The sequence below is a fragment of the Saccharothrix sp. BKS2 genome (assembly GCF_047689505.1).
GTDB classification, from domain to species: Bacteria; Actinomycetota; Actinomycetes; order Mycobacteriales; family Pseudonocardiaceae; genus Actinosynnema; species Actinosynnema lopnurensis.
The window spans coordinates 330,862-347,856 of record NZ_JAUQOL010000002.1; the positions used below are offsets into that span (position 1 = coordinate 330,862).

A 16,995-nucleotide genomic window follows, 5' to 3' on the forward strand; every position below is an offset into this window, starting at 1 on the left:
GCAATACCCATCCTGCCCCTTCCCCAACCACCTCGCCCGGTGATGGCACGATGGGTGCGTGGCTGACAGCAACGAATCGTTCGTCGGGACCAAGGTGACGGCGACCCTGCACACGTCGCAGGGCGACATCCGCATCAACCTGTTCCCCGACCACGCCCCCAAGACGGTGGCCAACTTCGTCGGTCTGGCGGAGGGCACCAGGAACTACACCGAGCCGAACGCGAAGGGTGAGTCGTCCGGCCCGTTCTACGACGGGGCGATCTTCCACCGGGTGATCCCCGGCTTCATGCTCCAGGGCGGCGACCCGACCGGCACCGGCCGCGGCGGCCCCGGCTACAAGTTCGGCGACGAGTTCCACCCGGAGCTCCAGTTCAACAGGCCGTACCTGCTGGCCATGGCCAACTCCGGCCCCAACACCAACGGCTCGCAGTTCTTCATCACGGTCGCCCCGACCACGTGGCTGAACTTCAAGCACACGATCTTCGGCGAGGTGGCCGACCAGGAGTCGCGCAACGTCGTGGACGCCATCGGCAGCGCCCCGACCGGCGCCGGCGACCGCCCGGTCACCGACGTGGTCGTCCAGAAGGTCTCGGTGGAGAGGGCCTGAGTGGCCGACTCCCCCCTCACCCCGCCGCCCGGTGACCCGGTCGGGGCGCAGCCAGGACCTCGGACCTGCGTGCGCCACCCCGACCGGGCCACCGGCCTGCGGTGCACCCGCTGCGACCGGCCGGCGTGCCCGGAGTGCCTGCGCGAGGCGTCCGTCGGCTACCAGTGCGTCGACTGCGTGGACGAGGGCCGGCGCACCGTGCGCCCGCCCCGCACGTTCGCCGGCGCGGAGCTCGCCGCCCGCAGGCCCGTGGTCACCCCGGTGCTGATCGCGCTCAACGTGCTGATGTACCTGCTCACCGCGTGGCAGGCGGGCAGCCTGGCGGGCAACAGCGGCTCGCGGCTGTTCGGCGACCTGGTGATGTGGACGCCGGGCGTCGCCGCCTACGACGAGTGGTGGCGGCTGCTGACCTCCGGGTTCCTGCACTACGGACCCGCCCACCTCGGCCTGAACATGATCGCGCTGTACGTGCTGGGCCGTGACCTGGAACCGGCGTTCGGGCGGCTGCGCTACACCGCCGTGTACCTGATCTCCCTGCTCGGCGGCAGCGTCGCGGTGTACCTGTTCGGCTCGCTCAACACGCTGGTGGCGGGTGCGTCGGGCGCGGTGTACGGCCTGATGGGCGCGCTGCTCGTGGCCTACCTGCGGTTCCGGATCAACGCGGGACCGGCGCTGGGCGTGATCGTGCTGAACGTGGTGCTCAGCTTCACCCTGCCGGGCATCTCGCTGCTCGGGCACCTGGGCGGCCTGGCGGTGGGCGCCGCCGTGACCGCGGGCCTGGTCTACGCGCCCCAGGCGAAGCGGGACGCCTACCAGACCGCGACGGTGGTCACCGCGGTCGTGCTGCTGGTGGTGCTGACCGTCGTGCGCACCGCGCAGCTCCTGTGAGCCCGGTCGCGCGGTGACCCGGTCCTGTCGTGACCCGGTCGGGTGGTGACCCCGGCCGGGCTAGGGCCGCAGGGCGTGCAGGACGTCGGCCACGTCACGGGGGTCGGTGCCCAGGTCGAGCTGGGTCAGCACGAACAGCTCCTCGTCCTCGCCGCGCTGCCAGTCCAGCTCCAGCGCCACGCTCTCGCGCCCCAGCCGGCGGGTGTGGGCCAGGCGGACCTTCACCTCGTGCCACGGCAGCGACCGGGCGCCGCCCAGCGTGCGCACGGTCAGGCCCTCCTCGTCCACGACCAGCCTGGGCCGCACGAGCGCGCCGTAGGCGCCCAGGGCAGCCAGCAGCAGCGTGGCCAGGCCCAGCAGCAGCCGGCTGGTGGTTTCCGAGCTCAGGACCGTGACCAGCAGCGACGCCGCGGCCAGGCTCCAGGCGAGACCGACCATGCCGGGTTGCGGCGACCAGGAGCGGGGGTGGTTCACGCCGTCGAGCCTCCCGTGGTTGTGGACAACTGGAGCCCCGGACCGGCGCTTGTGCCTTTTGTCGCAAAGTTGTCCACAGGAGTTGTCCCCATTGGGGATGACTTACAACGCTGTGCTTCGGTGACGGGGAGGTGAACCCGGTGAACTACCGGGTAACGCGGAACGGCCCGGACGTGGTGCACGTCCGGGCCGTCGGCCACGTGGCGTAGCGCGGTCAGCGCCACTTCATGGTCATCAACAGGCCCACGATCATCAGGGCGAACCCGATGGCGAAGTTCCAGGGGCCGAGGTCCATCATGACGGGGACCTGCTCGCCCGCGATGTAGTTGACCACCAGCCACGCCAGCCCCAACAGCATCATGCCGAGCATCACGGCTACGTAGACGGGGTGCGACGGCCCCGCGGCCTTGACCTTCACCGGGGTGCGGCGATCGGCAGGCGCCGTGTAGACGGCCTTCTTGCGGACCTTGGACTTGGGCATGACGTCCTCGCCTGACGGGTGGGTAGGTCTTCAGCGGCGTGAGTTCACGTCCACTGCTGGATGAACACGTTAACGTAACCAAGCAGGCCGCTAAAGCGCTGTGTAGTCCTGGAACGTTCGGCTTGGGAGGTCACCCGGTGAGCTACGACCCGCCTCCGCCGCAAGGCGGCCCGTCGGGCCGGCCGCCACGACCCGGACCGCAGCCGCCGCAGGCACCGGGGGAACAGGCCCCGCCGGACTCCCGGCCGACCACCGGTCCCGACCGCCCCGGACCCGGCCGGCGCCCCGCCGACCGACCGCCCACGCCACCGGCCGGCGTGCCCCGGATGGCCCCGCCACCAGGCACTTTCCTTCCCCCGGCGTCCCCGCCGGGTGGCTTCGACCGCCCCGGCGGCTTCTTCCGACCGCCCGGCGTCCCCGACCGCTCCGGCGAGGTCCCGGGCGGCGGTCCACGCCCGGCCACCCCGCCCGGCGGCGTCGACCGACCCGCCCCCGCGGGGGGCGGGCCCGAGCGTCCCGCGACCCCGCCGCCCGGATTCGGCCGACCGGGTGATCTTGCCCCGGGTGCGTCGGGAACCGGCGCCGGACGGCCGCCCCGCGCGGACCAGCCGTCCGGGAGGCGCGCGCTCCGGGAGGACGCCGAGCCCGCCGGCCGCCGGCCGTTCGAGGACCAGGCCGCCGGTCGACGCGCGCCGGAGGACGTCGAGCCCGGCGGTCGCCGCCGCGCCCCGGAGCACCCGGAACCCGGCGGCCGTCGCCGGGCCCCCGAGGACGCGGGGCCGGGCCGTCGCCGCGCCGGCGAGGAGCCCGAGCCCGGTGGCCGGCGTGCGCTCGACGATCCGCAGCCCGGTGGTCGGCGTGCGGTCGAGGCCCCTCAGCCCGGTGGTCCGCGTGCGCTCGACGATCCGCAGTCCGGTGGTCGGCGTGCGCTCGACGACCCCCGGTCCGGTGCTCGCCGCGCTGCCGACGCGCCGCACCCCGGCCGCCGCCGCGCCCCCGAGGCCCCCCAGACGCCTGTGAGCGCCCCTCAGGTCCCCGCAGGGGGCTTCCCGCCGGAGCACCGGCCCCGAACCGACCTCGGCGCCCGCCTGGGCGGTCCACCGCCCCACGGCAGGCGTCCCCGTCCCGCGCCGGACCCCGAGGCCACCCGCTACGCGGCCCCGGTCCAGCCGGACGCGGACACCACCTACACCAACGCCTTCTCGGGCAGCCTCCAACCGGCCGCCGCGCCGCGCCCCCGGGCGTTCCCGCCGCAGCCCCAGGCCCAGCCGCCGCACCCGCAGGCCCCGCACCCGCAGGCCCCGCGTCCCGGTGCCCCCCTCCCCGGCGCCCCCCTCCCGCCGCGCCGCCCGCGCCCCGCGGACCCGCCCACGGAGGTCATCCCGACCGTCGAGGACGACGACCACGAGGACGACGGGCACCACGAGGAGGCCCACGAGGACGCGGACCTGGACGACCGGGACCACGAGGACGACCGGGACGACCGCCCCGCCCTGCTCCCCGACACCCCCGGCCGCAAGGCCGTCCGCGCCTTCGGTGAGACGTTGATCACCCTGGGCCTGGTCATCCTGCTGTTCGTGGTCTACGAGGTCTACGTCACCGACCTCATCTCCGCCGGCAAGCAGGACAACGCCACCCAGGCGCTCGACGACCAGTGGAACGCCAACACCGTCGAGGCCCCCGACCAGCAGCGCGAGGCCAAGTACGACCTGCTCGACGGCCAGGCGTTCGCCAAGCTGTACATCCCGGTCTTCGGCCCGGACTACAAGTTCTCCGTGGTGGAGGGCACCACCGACAAGGACCTGGAGATCGGTCCCGGCCACTACAAGGACACCGCGCTGCCGGGCGAGCCGGGCAACTTCTCCGTGGCCGGCCACCGCGTCGGCAAGGGCGCCCCGTTCAACGACCTGGACCTGCTCAGCTCGTGCGACGCCATCGTGGTCGAGACGCAGACCCAGTGGTTCGTCTACCGGGTGCTGCCGATGACCGACGAGCTCGGCGCCTGGGCCGGGCGGCAGGTCGACCCGAAGTGCCAGAAGGTCTCGCCGCTGGGCGCGCCCTACGACAAGACCTTCGGCCAGGAGATCGTGCTGCCCACGCAGGGCGAGGTCATCGCCCCGGTGCCCTACTTCGAGGGCGAGCTGCCCGCGGCGCAGCAGGCGTCGCTGATGACGCTGACGACCTGCCACCCGCGCTTCTCGGACAAGCAGCGCCTGATCGTGCACGCGGTGCTGGCCGACAGCTACCCGAAGGCGCCCGACTTCGTGCCCGACGCGATGAAGGAGAGCTGATGTACGGCTGGATCTGGCGCCACCTGCCCGGCCCGCTGCCGGTGCGGGTCCTGGAGGCGCTGGTGCTGGTGACCGGGGTGGTGGCGCTGCTGATGTTCGTGGTGTTCCCGTGGGCGGAGCCGAAGCTGCCGTTCAACAACGTCACGACCCCGCAGTAGTTCCGACCCCGCGGGAGCCCCGGGTGGACGACCGGGGCCCACCGCGCTCAGCCCCGGCAGATGCCGGTCATCTCGTCGCGCCCCACGACCTTGACCCGCTCCCGCCCCCGCTCCGCGCCCAGCGCCAGCTCGTGCGCGTCGAGCCGCAGCCAGCCCTCGTTCGTGGTGAACGGCACGGCCCGCTCCTCCAGGAACCGCACCACGGCCCCCGGCCGGGGCGTCGGCGCGGCCGGCAGCAGCGGCGCGTCGGCGAGCAGGCTGGTCACCGTCTCCAGCGCGTCACCCCTGGTGTGCCCGATGAGCCCGACCGGCCCGCGCTTGACCCACCCGGTGACGTAGACGCCGGTCATCGGCTGCTCGTCCAGGTCGAGCACCCGGCCCGCCTGGTGCGGCACGGTGCCGGAGGCGTGGTCGAACGGCAGGTCGGCCAGGTGCGTGGACAGGTAGCCCACCGCCCGGTACACGGCCTGCACCGGCCAGTCGGTGTGCTCGCCGGTGCCGCGCACCCCGCCGCAGCCGTCGAGCTCCATGCGCTCGGTGCGCAGCCCGCTCACCGCGCCCCCGGCGCCCAGCACCTCGACCGGCGCCTGGAGGAAGTGCAGGTGCAGCCGCCGCGGCCGGGTGCCGACGTCCCGGAGCGCCCACTCCTGGAGCGTCCTGACCACCATCTCGACCTGCTTGTTGGACCGGATCAGCTCCACGCTCGCCGCGTCGAAGTCGATGCCCTCGGGGTGCACGACGACCTCGACGTTGGGGGAGTGGTCCAGCTCGCGCAGCTCCAGCGGCGTGAACCTGGCCTGGGCCGGGCCGCGGCGGCCGAACACGTGCACGTCGGTGACCGGGCTCGCGGCCAGGTCCCGGTGCACGCTGTCGGGGATCTCGGTGGTCAGCAGCTCGTCGGCGGTCTTGGCCAGCACGCGGGCCACGTCGAGCGCGACGTTGCCGACGCCGAGCACGGCCACCTCGCGGGCCCGCAGCGGCCAGGAGCGCGGCACGTCGGGGTGCCCGTCGTACCAGGAGACGAAGTCGGCCGCCCCGTACGAGCCGTCCAGGTCGATCCCGGGCACGTCCAGCGGCCGGTCCCGGTCGGCGCCGGTGGCGAAGACCACCGCGTCGTAGAACTGCCGCAGCTCGTCGAGCTTCACGTCCACGCCGTAGTCGACGTTGCCGAAGAACCGCACCTCGGGCCGGTCGAGCACGCGCTGGAGCGCGGTGATGATGCCCTTGATGCGGGGGTGGTCCGGCGCGACGCCGTACCTGATCAGGCCGTACGGCGCGGGCAGCCGGTCGAACAGGTCGACGGAGACGTCCGCGTCGGACTTGAGCAGGGCGTCGGCGGCGTAGATGCCGGCGGGACCGGCGCCGACGACGGCGACGCGCAGGGAACGACTCATGGCTCCAGATTAGGTTAGGCTAATCTCACTTATCCGGAGAGCTTCGTCACGGCTACGCTGGCGGTATGCGCGTCCTGGTGGTCGACAACTACGACAGCTTCGTCTACAACCTGGTCCAGTACCTGGCCCAGCTCGGCGTCGAGTGCGTGGTCAGGCGCAACGACGCCGTCGAGCCGGCCGAGGTGGGCCAGGTCGACGGCGTCCTCGTCAGCCCGGGTCCCAGCACGCCGGACCGGGCCGGCCGGAGCATGGACGTCATCCGCCGCTGCGCGGACACCGGCGTCCCCGTGCTCGGCGTGTGCCTCGGCCACCAGGCCATCGGCGCGGTGTGGGGCGGCACGGTCGACCTCGCCCCCGAGCTGCTGCACGGCAAGACCAGCGTGGTGCACCACCGGGGGGTCGGCGTGCTCAACGGCCTGCCCAGCCCGTTCACCGCCACCCGCTACCACTCGCTGACCGTGCTGCCCGACACCCTGCCGGCCGAGTTCGAGGTCACCGGCCTCACCGAGAGCGGCGTGGTGATGGCCATGCGGCACCGCGAGCTGCCGGTGGAGGGCGTCCAGTTCCACCCCGAGTCCGTGCTCACCGAGGGCGGCCACCGGATGCTCGCCAACTGGCTGCGGGTGTGCGGCCACGAGGTGCCCGAGACGACCGTCGCGCAGCTGGAGAGCGGGATGCGGCAGCTCGCCGCCGCCGCCAACCGGATCTGAGCCCCCCGGCCGAGCCGGGTCGACCACGTCGAACACCAGGGCGAACCAGGGGGCCCTCCCGGACGAACCACGTCCGGGAGGGCCCCCTGGTGTTCGAGCTACCTCGTCGTCGTCGGTCCGCCGCCGACGCTGAACTCCGCCTTGGTCACGTTGACCCGGGTGTTCTTGTTCGTCGGCGTGTTCGGCTGGATCTCCTGCTGGATGATCTTGTCCCGCTGCGTGATGTCCGTGGTCGGCTCCTCGGACACCACCAGGTCGCCGCCGGTCCACCCGGCCTGGTTGAGCTTGCTGCGGGCCTGGTTCTCGCTCAACCCGCGCAGGTCGGGCATGAGGAACTGGTTGTTCTTCGACACGCTCAGCGTGACCAGCGTGCCCTTCTCCGCCCGGCCCGGGTCCGGGTTCTGGGCGATGACCTGGCCCTGGTCCTCGGGGCTGTCGACGTCCTTGGTCTGGACCTTGAAGCCGTTGCCCTCCAGCGTCCGGCGGGCGTTCTCCACGGTCTGCCCGGTCACGTCCGGCAGCTGCACGGTGTCCGGCGCCCGACCGATCTTCACGGTGATGGTGCTGCCCTTGGCCGCCGTGGTGCCCGCCTGGGGCACCTGCTCGACCACCTTGCCGACCAGCGAGCCGTCCTCGACCTCGACGGTGTCGGTGGCCTGCTCGAAGCCCCACCGGTCGGCTTCCAGCTTCTTCTGCGCCTCCAGCGGCGTCAGGTTCCGGACGCTGGGCACCTCGATCTGCTCGGCGCTCTTGCCCACCAGGATGGTGATCTTGGCGCCCTTGTCGACCGGGCTGCCCACGGGCGGGTCGGTGGCCACGACCTTGCCGATGTCGGCGTCGGTGCAGGCGGGCTCGCTGCCGGGCTGGCACGGCGTCTGCTCGACCTTCGAGTCGAGCCCCGCCTCCTGGAGCGCGCTGTGGGCCGCCGACTGCGTCATGCCCAGCACGGCGGGCACGTCGATCTCCTGCGGCGCCGCGTTGCCGCCCGGGTCCTCGTCCTTGCCGCCGCCGCCGAGCAGGGTCGTGGTGATCCAGACCGCGAGCGCGAGCACGGCGACGCACAGCAGGACCACCAGGGTGATCATCAGCGCCTTCTTGCGCCGGGCGCGCCGCTCCTCGTCCTCCTCGGCCAGCGGGTCGTAGTCGTCGGAGGGGTCGTCCCGCGACGGCTGCGACCGGTGCCGACCGCCGCCGCCGGCCGCGACCTCGGTGCGCTGCGACTGGTTCAGCACCGCGGTGCGGTCCTCGGCCGTCATCACGGCGGGCGCGGACGGGCGCTGCCCGGACAGCACGCGCACCAGGTCCGCGCGCAGCTCGGCGGCCGACTGGTACCGGTTGGCCGGGCCCTTGGCCATCGCCTTGAGCACGATCGCGTCGAGCGCCGGCGTCACCTTCGGGTTCAGCGCCGACGGCGACTTCGGGTCCTCCCGCACGTGCTGGTAGGCCACGGCCACCGGCGAGTCGCCGGTGAACGGCGGCTCGCCGGTCAGCAGCTCGAACAGCACGCACCCCGACGCGTACACGTCGGAGCGGCCGTCGACGGCCTCGCCGCGGGCCTGCTCCGGCGACAGGTACTGCGCCGTGCCGATCACCGCGGCGGTCTGGGTCACGGCGGCCTGGCCGTCGTGCACCGCGCGCGCGATGCCGAAGTCCATCACCTTCACCGCGCCCGAGCGGGTGATCATCACGTTCGCGGGCTTGACGTCCCGGTGCACGATGCCGTGCCGGTGGCTGAAGTCCAGCGCCGCCGAGACGTCGGCCATGACCTCCATGGCCCGCTTGCCGGTCAGCGGCCCCTGCGTCTTGACGATGTCGCGCAGCGTGCGGCCGTCGACGAACTCCATGACGATGTAGGGCAGGGGGCCGTACTCGGTCTGGGTCTCGCCGGTGTCGTAGACCGCGACGATGGCGGGGTGGTTCAGGGCCGCCGAGTTCTGCGCCTCCCGGCGGAACCGCTCCTGGAACTGGGCGTCGCGGGCGAGGTCGGCACGCAGCACCTTGATGGCCACGTCGCGGCCGAGCCGGACGTCCCGGCCCTTGTGCACCTCCGACATACCGCCGTAGCCGAGCGTCTCACCCAGTTCGTAGCGGTTGGAGAGCAGTCGCGGAGTGCTCATCAGTGCTTCGTCCCGCTCCTCGTCAACGGTCTCACCATCAAGCCTTCAAGCCTTGCCTTCACACCGTCGGCACCGTTCGTGCCGCTCCTGCCGTTCCGCGTTCATGTCGGCACGCACGTCACCGTGACCCGCGAGCCGATCGCCACCTCGCCGGTCGGCGCCACGTCCGACACCAGGCACCGGTCCCGGTCCCGCGGCACGCCCCCGTCGGAGGAGTGCGCCTCGGTCTCCAGGCCGCGGCCGGTGAGCCGCTCGGCGACCTCGCCCACCGGCAGGCCGACGTAGTCCGACTTCGTGATCGTCACCTTCGGTGTGCCGGGGAGCCGATCGGTGGAGTCGTCGAGCCCGCGGGCGGTCGTGGAGCCCTGGCTCGCCCCGCCGGGCACCTGTTCGTCGCGCAACGCCCAGCGCAGGAGGACCACGCCGAGCACCAGCAGCGCGACCACCAGCACAGCGACCATAACCCACAGCACGGCTCGGTTGCGCCCCGGTGGGCCCGCACCGGGCGGCAACGGACCGAAAGCGCCCGTGTGCGGACTGTTCACCGCTGGTGGGACCGGTTGCATCCCCGGACGTGAGCCCGGATGGGTCATCGGCACGCCCGGGTGGACGTGCTGACCCCTCGGCGGGCTCATCGGCTGCGGCGGCGGTGGAGGGCCCTGCTGGGGCAGCGGACCGCTGCCCACCGCCATGGCCAGGCCGGACGGCGCGGGCAGCGGCTGCCCGGCCCGGACCGCGCCCACCGCGGCGGCGAACTCGCCGCCGTTGCGGTAGCGCTGCCGGGGGTCCTTCACCAGGGTCGCCTCGATCAGCGCCCGCGGGCCCGGCGGCACGTCCGGCGGCAGCGGCGGCGCGAGGTCGCGGATGTGCATCATCGCCACCGTCACCGCGTTCTCCGACAGGAACGGCCGGTGCCCGGTCAGGCACTCGTAACCGCACACGGCCAGCGCGTACACGTCGGAGGCGGGCTCGGCGGCGTGGCCCAGCGCCTGCTCGGGCGCGATGTAGTGGGCGGTGCCCATCACCATGCCGTTGTTCGTCACCGGGGCCGCGTCCGCCGCCTTCGCGATGCCGAAGTCGGTGATCTTCACCTTGCCCTCGGGCGTCACCAGGATGTTCCCCGGCTTCACGTCCCGGTGCACCAGGCCGCGCTCGTGCGCCGCCTGGAGCGCGTTGCCCGCCTGCTCCAGCACGTCGAGCGTCCGGTCCGCGCCCAGCCTGCCGCGGGCGATGACGGCGGCCAGCGGCTCGCCCTCCACCAGTTCCATCACCAGGTAGGCGGTGTCCTCCGGCCCGTCCGGGATCGACGCGGTCTCGCCGTAGTCGTGCACCGCGGCGATCCCCGGGTGGTTCAGCGAGGCGGTGGTGCGCGCCTCGATGCGGAACCGCTCCAGGAACTGCGGGTCGCCGCTCAGCTCCGCCTTCAGCACCTTCACCGCGACCCGGCGGTCCAGCCGGGTGTCGTCGCCCTCCCAGACCTCGCCCATGCCGCCGACCGCGATCCGCCTGGTCAGGCGGTACCGCTCGGCGAGCAGCTGGCCGGAGGTCAGCATCAGCGTCCCCCGAGGTAGGCGCCGATGACCGCGCGCCCGATCGGCGCGGCCACCCGGCCACCGGTGGCGAGCTGACCCGCCTGGCCGCCGTTCTCCACGATCACCGCGATCGCGATCTCCGGCTCCTCGGCGGGCGCGAACGCGACGTACCAGGCGTGCGGCCGGGTGGCCCGCACGTCCTCGCCGTGCTCGGCGGTGCCCGTCTTGGACGCGATGGTCACGCCGTTGAGCTTGCCGCCGCCCGAGGTGTTCTTCTCGGACTCGATCATCATGTCGCGCAGCGCGCGGGCCTGGTCGGCCTCCATGGCCTCGTCGACCTCGTCCGGGTCGGTCTCGCTGATGGCCTGGAGGTCGGCGGCCAGGATCTTGCTCACCAGGTGCGGCTGCATCCGCACGCCGCCGTTGGCGATGGTCGCCGCCATCACCGCGTTGGCCAGCGGCGTCACCCGGACGTCCTTCTGGCCGATGCCCGTCTGGTAGAGCGACGGCGTGTCCGAGATCGGGCCCAGCGTGGACGGCACCACCGACAGCGGGATGGTCAGGTCCTGCTCGCCGATGCCGAACTTGGCCGCCTGCTCGCGCAGCACGTCCGCGCCCAGCTCGTTGGCCAGCACCGCGAACGCCGTGTTGCACGACTTGGCCAGCGCCTCCTGGAGGGTGGCCGTGGTGCCGTTGCCGCAGATGGTGTCGTTGAAGTTCGGCAGCGGGGTGTTCGTGCCGGGCAGCGTGATCGTCGGCCGGCCGTCGACCTCGCTGTCCTTGGTCTTGCCGTCGGCCAGCGCCGCGGCGGCCACCACCAGCTTGAACGTCGACCCGGGCGGGTAGATCTGGTGCACGCCGCGGTTGAGCATCGGCTCGGACTCGTCCTGGGTCAGCTCCAGCCACGACGTCTCCTGCGCGTCCGCGTCGTGGCTGGCGAGCAGGTTCGGGTCGTAGGACGGGGTGCTGGCCATGGCCAGGATCTCGCCGGTCTGCGGTCGCATCGCGACCACCGTGCCGGTCAGGCCCTGGCTCGACAGCTGGTCGAACGCCACCTGCTGGAGCTTGGCGTCGATGGTCAGCTGGACGCTGCCGCCCTTGGGGTCGCGGCCGGTGATCAGGTCCGACACCCGGCGCGCGAACAGGCGGTCGTCCGAGCCGTTGAGCAGGTCGTCCTCGGCGCGCTCCAGGCCGCCCGTGCCGTAGATGAACGAGAAGTACCCGGTGACCGGCGCGTACACCGGGCCGTTGGCGTAGGTCCGCAGGTACTCCAGCCGGTCGTCGGTGCGCTGCACCGAGGCCAGCGGGGTGCCGTCGGAGGCGATGATCTGACCGCGCTCGCGCGAGTACTGGTCCAGCACCACCCGCTGGTTCAGCGGGTTCTTGCGGTAGTCGTCGGCCTTGATGACCTGCACGTACGTGGCGTTGCCCAACAGCAGCAGGATCATCGCCATCATGGCGACGCCGACCCGGCGGAGCGGTGTGTTCATCGGGGACGCTCCACCATCACAGTGAACTGGTCGGCGATGGCCGGCTGCTGCGGTCGCGGCTTCGGCCCGGTCTTCGGCCCGCGCGCCGCGTTGGAGATGCGCAGCAGCAGCGCCACCAGGATGTAGTTGGCCAGCAGCGACGAACCGCCCTTGGACAGGAACGGCGCGGTGATGCCGGTCATCGGGATCAGCTTGGTCACGCCGCCGACGACGATGAAGATCTGGAACGCCACCGCGAACGCCAGGCCGCCGCCGAGCAGCTTGCCGAACGTGTCCCGCACGGCGAGGGCGTTGCGCAGGCCGCGCAGCGCGAACACGGTGTAGAGCAGCAGCACCGCGGACAGGCCGACGAAGCCCAGCTCCTCGCCGATCACGGCGGTGATGAAGTCGGTGTTGGCCTCGGGGATCTCGTCCGGCCGCCCGCCGCCCAGGCCCGCGCCGAACAGGCCGCCGGTGCCCATGCCGAACAGCGACTGGAGGATCTGGTGGCCCGCGCCGTACGGGTCGACGAACGGGTCCAGCCAGTTCTGCACGCGGATCTGCACGTGGCCGAAGATCCGCCACGCCAGGACCGCCGCGCCGGAGAACATCACCACGCCCAGCACGACCCACGCGGCCCGCTCGGTCGCCACGTACAGCAGCACCAGCACGATGCCGAAGAACAGCAGCGACGAGCCCAGGTCCTTCTGGAGCACCATGATGCTCACCACGACGGCCCACGCCGCCAGCAGCGGGCCCAGGTCGCGGGCGCGCGGCAGGTCCAGGCCGATCACCCGGCGGCCGGCGATGGTGAACAGGTCGCGCTTGGAGACCAGGAACGCCGCGAAGAACACCATCAGCAGGATCTTGGCGAACTCACCGGGCTGGATGGAGAACGCGCCGAAGCTCAGCCAGATCTTCGCGCCGTTGATCTCGGGCGCGATGACGCTGGGCAGCACACCGGGCAGCAGCAGCGCGACCAGGCCGGCGAAGCCGAACGTGTAGCCGTAGCGGGCCAGCGTGCGGTGGTCGGACAGCACCTTGAGCACGGTGCAGAACAGCACGACCGCGATGGCCGTCCAGAGCACCTGCTTCGACGCCGCCGGGTCCCACGTCGCGCCGCCCGGCAGCTTCACGTCCGCCATGGCCAGGTCGATCCGGTGGATCATGACCAGGCCCAGGCCGTTGAGCAGCGCCACGCACGGCAGGATCACCGGGTCCGCGTACGGCGCCCACCGGCGCACGGCGAGGTGCGCGACGGTCAGCAGGCCCAGGTAGGCCAGGCCCAACCACACGATGCGCATGGTCAGTTCCTTCTCCTGGTTGGCCTCGACCAGGATCAGGGCGCCGGTCACGATCGTGGCGGCGAACGCGAGCATGAAGATCTCGGTGCCCCGCCTCGTGGGCGGCCGCAACCCGGGCGACGTGCTGTTCGCCGCCGTGGTGCTCGTGCTCGCCGTGAGCGGTGTGCCCTCCGTGCCGGGAACCGGCGAACCCATGAGACTACTGACCCTTCCGGCAGTCCGTACCCGGCCTCGGCGCGGGCGTGGCGAGGGGCGTGCCCTCCGGGGTGGTGGACGTGGGCGGCGCCGCCTGGGTCGCCGACTGGTCCGGGTTGGCGGTCGTCGTGCCGGCGGACGGGGTGGTCGTCGTCGGGGTGGTGGTGGTCGGGGTGGCGCCGGTGGTCGCGGTGCTCTCCGGCGGGCAGAGCTGGAGCGTCTGCTCGGTCCGCAGCCGGCGGATCGCCTCGCGCGCGCCGTCCAGGCCGTCCACGTCGGTGATGCCGTTGCGCACCACGTCGCGGGCGGAGACCTTCAGGTCGTCGACGGTGATCGCCTCGCACGCCTGCGCGCCGGGCGGGCACGAGCCCTCCACCAGCCGGTGCAGGTCGAACCCGAACACGCTGCCGGTGACGCCCTGGAAGACCGAGACCTCGCTGTTGTCGCCCACGCCGACGTAGTACTGGCGCAGCACGTACCAGCGGGTCGCCAGGCCGGCCGCGGCCAGCATCAGCAGCAGGAACACCACGAGCGCCAGCGCCTTGAGCTTGGTCCCGCGCGACCGGCGCGGGTCCGGCTGCTGCGCCGGCGGCGGGTCCACCCGCTGCGGCACGGGCCTCGGCCCGGTGATGGAGCTCGCCCGCGAGGCGGGGGAGTCGGGGGGTGGCGGGTCCTCGCTGCCGTCCCCGGCCGCGCCGCCCACTATCGGGGCGTTGTCCCCGAAGTCGACGTCGACCACGTCGGCGATCACGACCGTCACGTTGTCGGGCCCGCCGCCCTTGAGCGCCAGCTCGATCATCCGGTCCGCGCAAGCCTGCGGGTCCGGGATGCGGATGGCCTCCTCCAGCGTCTCCAGCGTGACCACGCCGGACAGGCCGTCGGAGCACAGCAGGTAGCGGTCGCCCGGCCGGGCCTCCCGCACCATCAGCCTGGGCTCCACCTCGTGGCCGGTCAGCGCGCGCAGCAGCAGCGAGCGCTGCGGGTGCGTGGCCGCCTCCTCCTCGGTGATCCGGCCCTCGTCGATCAGCGACTGGACGAACGTGTCGTCGTGCGTGATCTGCGCGAACGCCCCGTTGCGCAGCATGTACGCGCGGGAGTCGCCGATGTGCACCATGCCCAGCCGGGTGCCCGCGAACAGCACGGCGGTGAGCGTGGTGCCCATGCCGTCCAGGTCGGGGTCGCTCTGCACGAGCTCGGAGATCGCGCCGTTGCCGGCGATCACCGCGTCGCGGAGCTGGCCGAGCAGGTCGTCGCCGGGCTCGTCGTCGTCGAGCGGGGCCAGGGCGGCGATGACCACCTTGCTGGCCACCTCGCCGGCGGCGTGGCCGCCCATGCCGTCGGCGAGCGCGAGCAGGCGGGGGCCGGCGTACACGGAGTCCTGGTTGTTCGAGCGCACCAGGCCACGGTCGCTGCGGGCCGCGTATCGAAGGACGAGGGTCATGAGCGCAGCTCGATCACCGTTTTGCCGATCCGGATCGGGGAGCCGAGCGGGACCCGCGTCGGGGCCGTGACTTTCGCCCGGTCGAGGTAGGTGCCGTTCGTGGACCCCAGGTCCTCCACGAACCAGTCGGTGCCGCGCGTGGACAGCCGCGCGTGCCTGGTCGACGCGAAGTCGTCGTCCAGCACCAGCGTGGAGTCGTCGGCGCGGCCGATCATGATCGGCCTGCCGTCCAGGGAGATCCGGGTGCCCGCCAGCGCGCCGTGCGTCACGACGAGCTGCCGGGCGGCCTTCGCGCCCTTGGCGCCCTTCTTCTCGCCCCTGCCGAACTTCGGCGTCGGGACGCGCAGCCCCGACGCCGTGTACAGGTCGGAGCGGACCACTCGAAGCGCAGCAAACACGAACAACCAGAGCAGGATGAGGAAACCCGCTCTGGTCAGCTGCATCACCAGCTCTGGCACCGGTTGTAACCGCTCCTGACTTGAGTGCCTTGAGTGCCGTCACGCCACGTCGGAACCCGAGACGTGCTCGGATCGACCCGTCGGCTCCCGGGTGATCATCCCGGGTCGGTCGGACCCGGGCCGAACGCCCCCGGTCGAACAACCCCGGCCGGTCGGCTCTGGCCGGTCGGGGTCGGCCGGTCAGCCCTGGGTGCGGAAGACCAGCGAGGAGTGGCCGATGCGGACGACGTCGCCTTCCGCGAGCTGCCAAGTCTGCACCGGTGTGCCGTTCACCGTGGTGCCGTTTGTCGAACCGAGATCAGCGAGCATGGCACTGTGCCCGTCCCAGGTGATCTCCAGGTGCCTCCTGGAGACCCCGGTGTCGGGCAGCCGGAAGTCGGCTTCCTGGCCGCGGCCGACCACGTTGCCGCCCTGCTTGAGGTTGTAGGTGCGGTTCGAGCCGTCGTCCAGGTGCAGCGTGGCGCTCAGCTGGCGCGGGCCCGACTGGACCGCCGGCGGGGCGTAGCCCTGCGACGGGTCGCCGTAGCCCTGCTGGCCGCCGTAGCCCTGGTCGTAGCCCGGCTGACCGTAGCCCGGCTGCTGGCCGTAGCCCTGGTCGTAGCCGGGCTGCTGCTGGCCGGTGTAGCCCTGGTCGTAGCCCTGCTGGCCGTAGCCCTGGTCGTAGCCGGGCTGCTGGCCGTAACCCGGCTGCTGCCCGCCGTAGCCCTGGTCGTAGCCCGGCTGCTGGCCGTAGCCCTGGTCGTAGCCGGGCTGCTGCTGGCCGGTGTAGCCCTGCTGGTCGTAGCCGGGCTGGCCGTAACCCTGCTGCTGGTCGTAGCCCGGTTGCTGGCCGTAACCCTGCTGCTGGTCGTAGCCCTGCTGGCCGTAGCCGCCCTGCGCGTAGGGGTCGTAGCCGGGCTGGCCCTGTCCTTGTCCGTAGCCGGGAGGCTGGCTCATGGATCCGTCTCCTGCAGTGCGAGGTGGTGCTGACCGTCGGCTGGCAACTTTCACGTCGGGGTCGACGGACGAGCTGGTTCGGAACTGTCCGGTGTGCAGCGCGTCGGAGCGCTCCAGGGAGACTACGACGTCACCATAGGTATCCCATCCGCTCTCCTCCAGGTGCTCCCGGATGGAGTCCCCGAGAAGCTGGGTGATGCGTAGTTCATCTTGGCCGTCCCCGGCAAGCCGATCGTGGTCCTGCGGACCCAGCAGGACCTGGAAGTGGTTCGGTGCGAGCAACCTGCCACCCGCCAACTCGCGGATGTTGCCCTCCGCCTCCCGCTGTAGTGCCTGGGCCACTTCCTGCGGGACGACGTTGCCGCCGAACACGCGCGCGAAGGTATTGCCCACCATGCCTTCGAGACGGCGCTCGAAGCGCTGTACGAGGCCCACGGCAACCCTCCGACTCGGTCGACTTCTACTACCGATCGTATCCGGGGTGGGGTACCCGTACACGGGGCGATTGGTAACTCGGTCGGAGGCCGTGCTAGGGTTCCT

The 16,995-nt window shown here is 72.3% G+C and carries 16 protein-coding genes; 6 read left to right on the forward strand and 10 right to left on the reverse strand.

The window, feature by feature from the left end; genetic code table 11:
- The first annotated feature begins 58 nt into the window (after positions 1–58).
- Positions 59–607 (forward strand): peptidylprolyl isomerase, encoded by a 549-nt coding sequence (locus tag Q5530_RS04135; RefSeq protein WP_415360803.1) that lies wholly within the window; start codon positions 59–61, stop codon positions 605–607.
- A gap of 69 nt (positions 608–676) precedes the next feature.
- Positions 677–1,495 carry a rhomboid family intramembrane serine protease gene (locus Q5530_RS04140; protein WP_415360805.1) on the forward strand — a complete coding sequence of 273 codons (819 nt, stop codon included), beginning with the start codon at positions 677–679 and terminating at the stop codon, positions 1,493–1,495.
- Between the two features lie 60 nt (positions 1,496–1,555).
- Here the strand turns inward: Q5530_RS04140 and Q5530_RS04145 are convergent, their stop codons facing one another.
- Together Q5530_RS04145 and crgA are read right to left on the reverse strand one after the other, a co-directional pair.
- Positions 1,556–1,969 (reverse strand): PH domain-containing protein, encoded by a 414-nt coding sequence (locus Q5530_RS04145; RefSeq protein WP_415360807.1) that lies wholly within the window; start codon positions 1,967–1,969, stop codon positions 1,556–1,558.
- Positions 1,970–2,183: 214 nt separating this feature from the next.
- Complete coding sequence (gene crgA / locus Q5530_RS04150; RefSeq protein ID WP_380639402.1) at positions 2,184–2,450, reverse strand: cell division protein CrgA; 267 nt, start codon at positions 2,448–2,450, stop codon at positions 2,184–2,186.
- A gap of 816 nt (positions 2,451–3,266) precedes the next feature.
- Here crgA and Q5530_RS04155 point away from each other — a divergent pair.
- From Q5530_RS04155 to Q5530_RS04165, 3 genes are read left to right on the forward strand one after another with little or no spacing between them, the layout of a single operon-like run.
- The gene (locus Q5530_RS04155; RefSeq protein WP_415360809.1) at positions 3,267–3,470 is read left to right on the forward strand and encodes a hypothetical protein; all 204 of its coding nucleotides are present in this window, start codon (positions 3,267–3,269) and stop codon (positions 3,468–3,470) included.
- A complete protein-coding gene (locus Q5530_RS04160; protein ID WP_415360810.1) occupies positions 3,467–4,741 on the forward strand; it encodes a class E sortase in 1,275 nt (424 codons plus the stop codon). The genes Q5530_RS04155 and Q5530_RS04160 overlap by 4 nt, the downstream gene beginning before the upstream one ends.
- The gene (locus tag Q5530_RS04165; RefSeq protein ID WP_380632807.1) at positions 4,741–4,899 is read left to right on the forward strand and encodes a hypothetical protein; all 159 of its coding nucleotides are present in this window, start codon (positions 4,741–4,743) and stop codon (positions 4,897–4,899) included. Before Q5530_RS04160 ends, Q5530_RS04165 begins: the two co-directional genes overlap by 1 nt.
- A 47-nt stretch (positions 4,900–4,946) precedes the next feature.
- On the opposite strand, the gene Q5530_RS04170 is transcribed toward Q5530_RS04165, so the two are convergent.
- Positions 4,947–6,293 (reverse strand): FAD-dependent oxidoreductase, encoded by a 1,347-nt coding sequence (locus tag Q5530_RS04170; protein ID WP_415360811.1) that lies wholly within the window; start codon positions 6,291–6,293, stop codon positions 4,947–4,949.
- A gap of 65 nt (positions 6,294–6,358) precedes the next feature.
- Between Q5530_RS04170 and Q5530_RS04175 the strand changes: the two genes are divergently transcribed.
- Positions 6,359–7,003, forward strand: coding sequence for an aminodeoxychorismate/anthranilate synthase component II (locus Q5530_RS04175; protein WP_415360812.1), 645 nt, complete (start codon positions 6,359–6,361; stop codon positions 7,001–7,003).
- 98 nt (positions 7,004–7,101) lie between these two features.
- Here Q5530_RS04175 and pknB read toward each other — a convergent pair whose 3' ends face one another.
- From pknB to Q5530_RS04210, 7 genes are all read right to left on the reverse strand, one after another.
- Positions 7,102–9,120, reverse strand: a complete 2,019-nt coding sequence (gene pknB, locus Q5530_RS04180; protein WP_415360814.1) for a Stk1 family PASTA domain-containing Ser/Thr kinase — start codon at positions 9,118–9,120, stop codon at positions 7,102–7,104.
- 101 nt (positions 9,121–9,221) lie between these two features.
- Positions 9,222–10,673 (reverse strand): serine/threonine-protein kinase, encoded by a 1,452-nt coding sequence (locus tag Q5530_RS04185; protein WP_415360815.1) that lies wholly within the window; start codon positions 10,671–10,673, stop codon positions 9,222–9,224.
- Positions 10,673–12,142: a peptidoglycan D,D-transpeptidase FtsI family protein gene (locus tag Q5530_RS04190; RefSeq protein WP_415360816.1), complete on the reverse strand. Its 1,470-nt coding sequence runs from the start codon at positions 12,140–12,142 to the stop codon at positions 10,673–10,675. Before Q5530_RS04190 ends, Q5530_RS04185 begins: the two co-directional genes overlap by 1 nt.
- Positions 12,139–13,620 (reverse strand): FtsW/RodA/SpoVE family cell cycle protein, encoded by a 1,482-nt coding sequence (locus Q5530_RS04195; protein WP_415360817.1) that lies wholly within the window; start codon positions 13,618–13,620, stop codon positions 12,139–12,141. The genes Q5530_RS04190 and Q5530_RS04195 overlap by 4 nt, the downstream gene beginning before the upstream one ends.
- 4 nt (positions 13,621–13,624) lie before the next feature.
- Entirely contained in the window at positions 13,625–15,061 is a 1,437-nt protein-coding gene (locus tag Q5530_RS04200; protein ID WP_415360818.1) for a PP2C family protein-serine/threonine phosphatase, read from the reverse strand.
- Positions 15,058–15,519: an FHA domain-containing protein gene (locus tag Q5530_RS04205; RefSeq protein ID WP_380632786.1), complete on the reverse strand. Its 462-nt coding sequence runs from the start codon at positions 15,517–15,519 to the stop codon at positions 15,058–15,060. Before Q5530_RS04205 ends, Q5530_RS04200 begins: the two co-directional genes overlap by 4 nt.
- A gap of 180 nt (positions 15,520–15,699) precedes the next feature.
- The gene (locus tag Q5530_RS04210) at positions 15,700–16,890 is read right to left on the reverse strand and encodes an FhaA domain-containing protein (RefSeq protein ID WP_415360820.1); all 1,191 of its coding nucleotides are present in this window, start codon (positions 16,888–16,890) and stop codon (positions 15,700–15,702) included.
- Positions 16,891–16,995 lie beyond the last annotated feature (105 nt).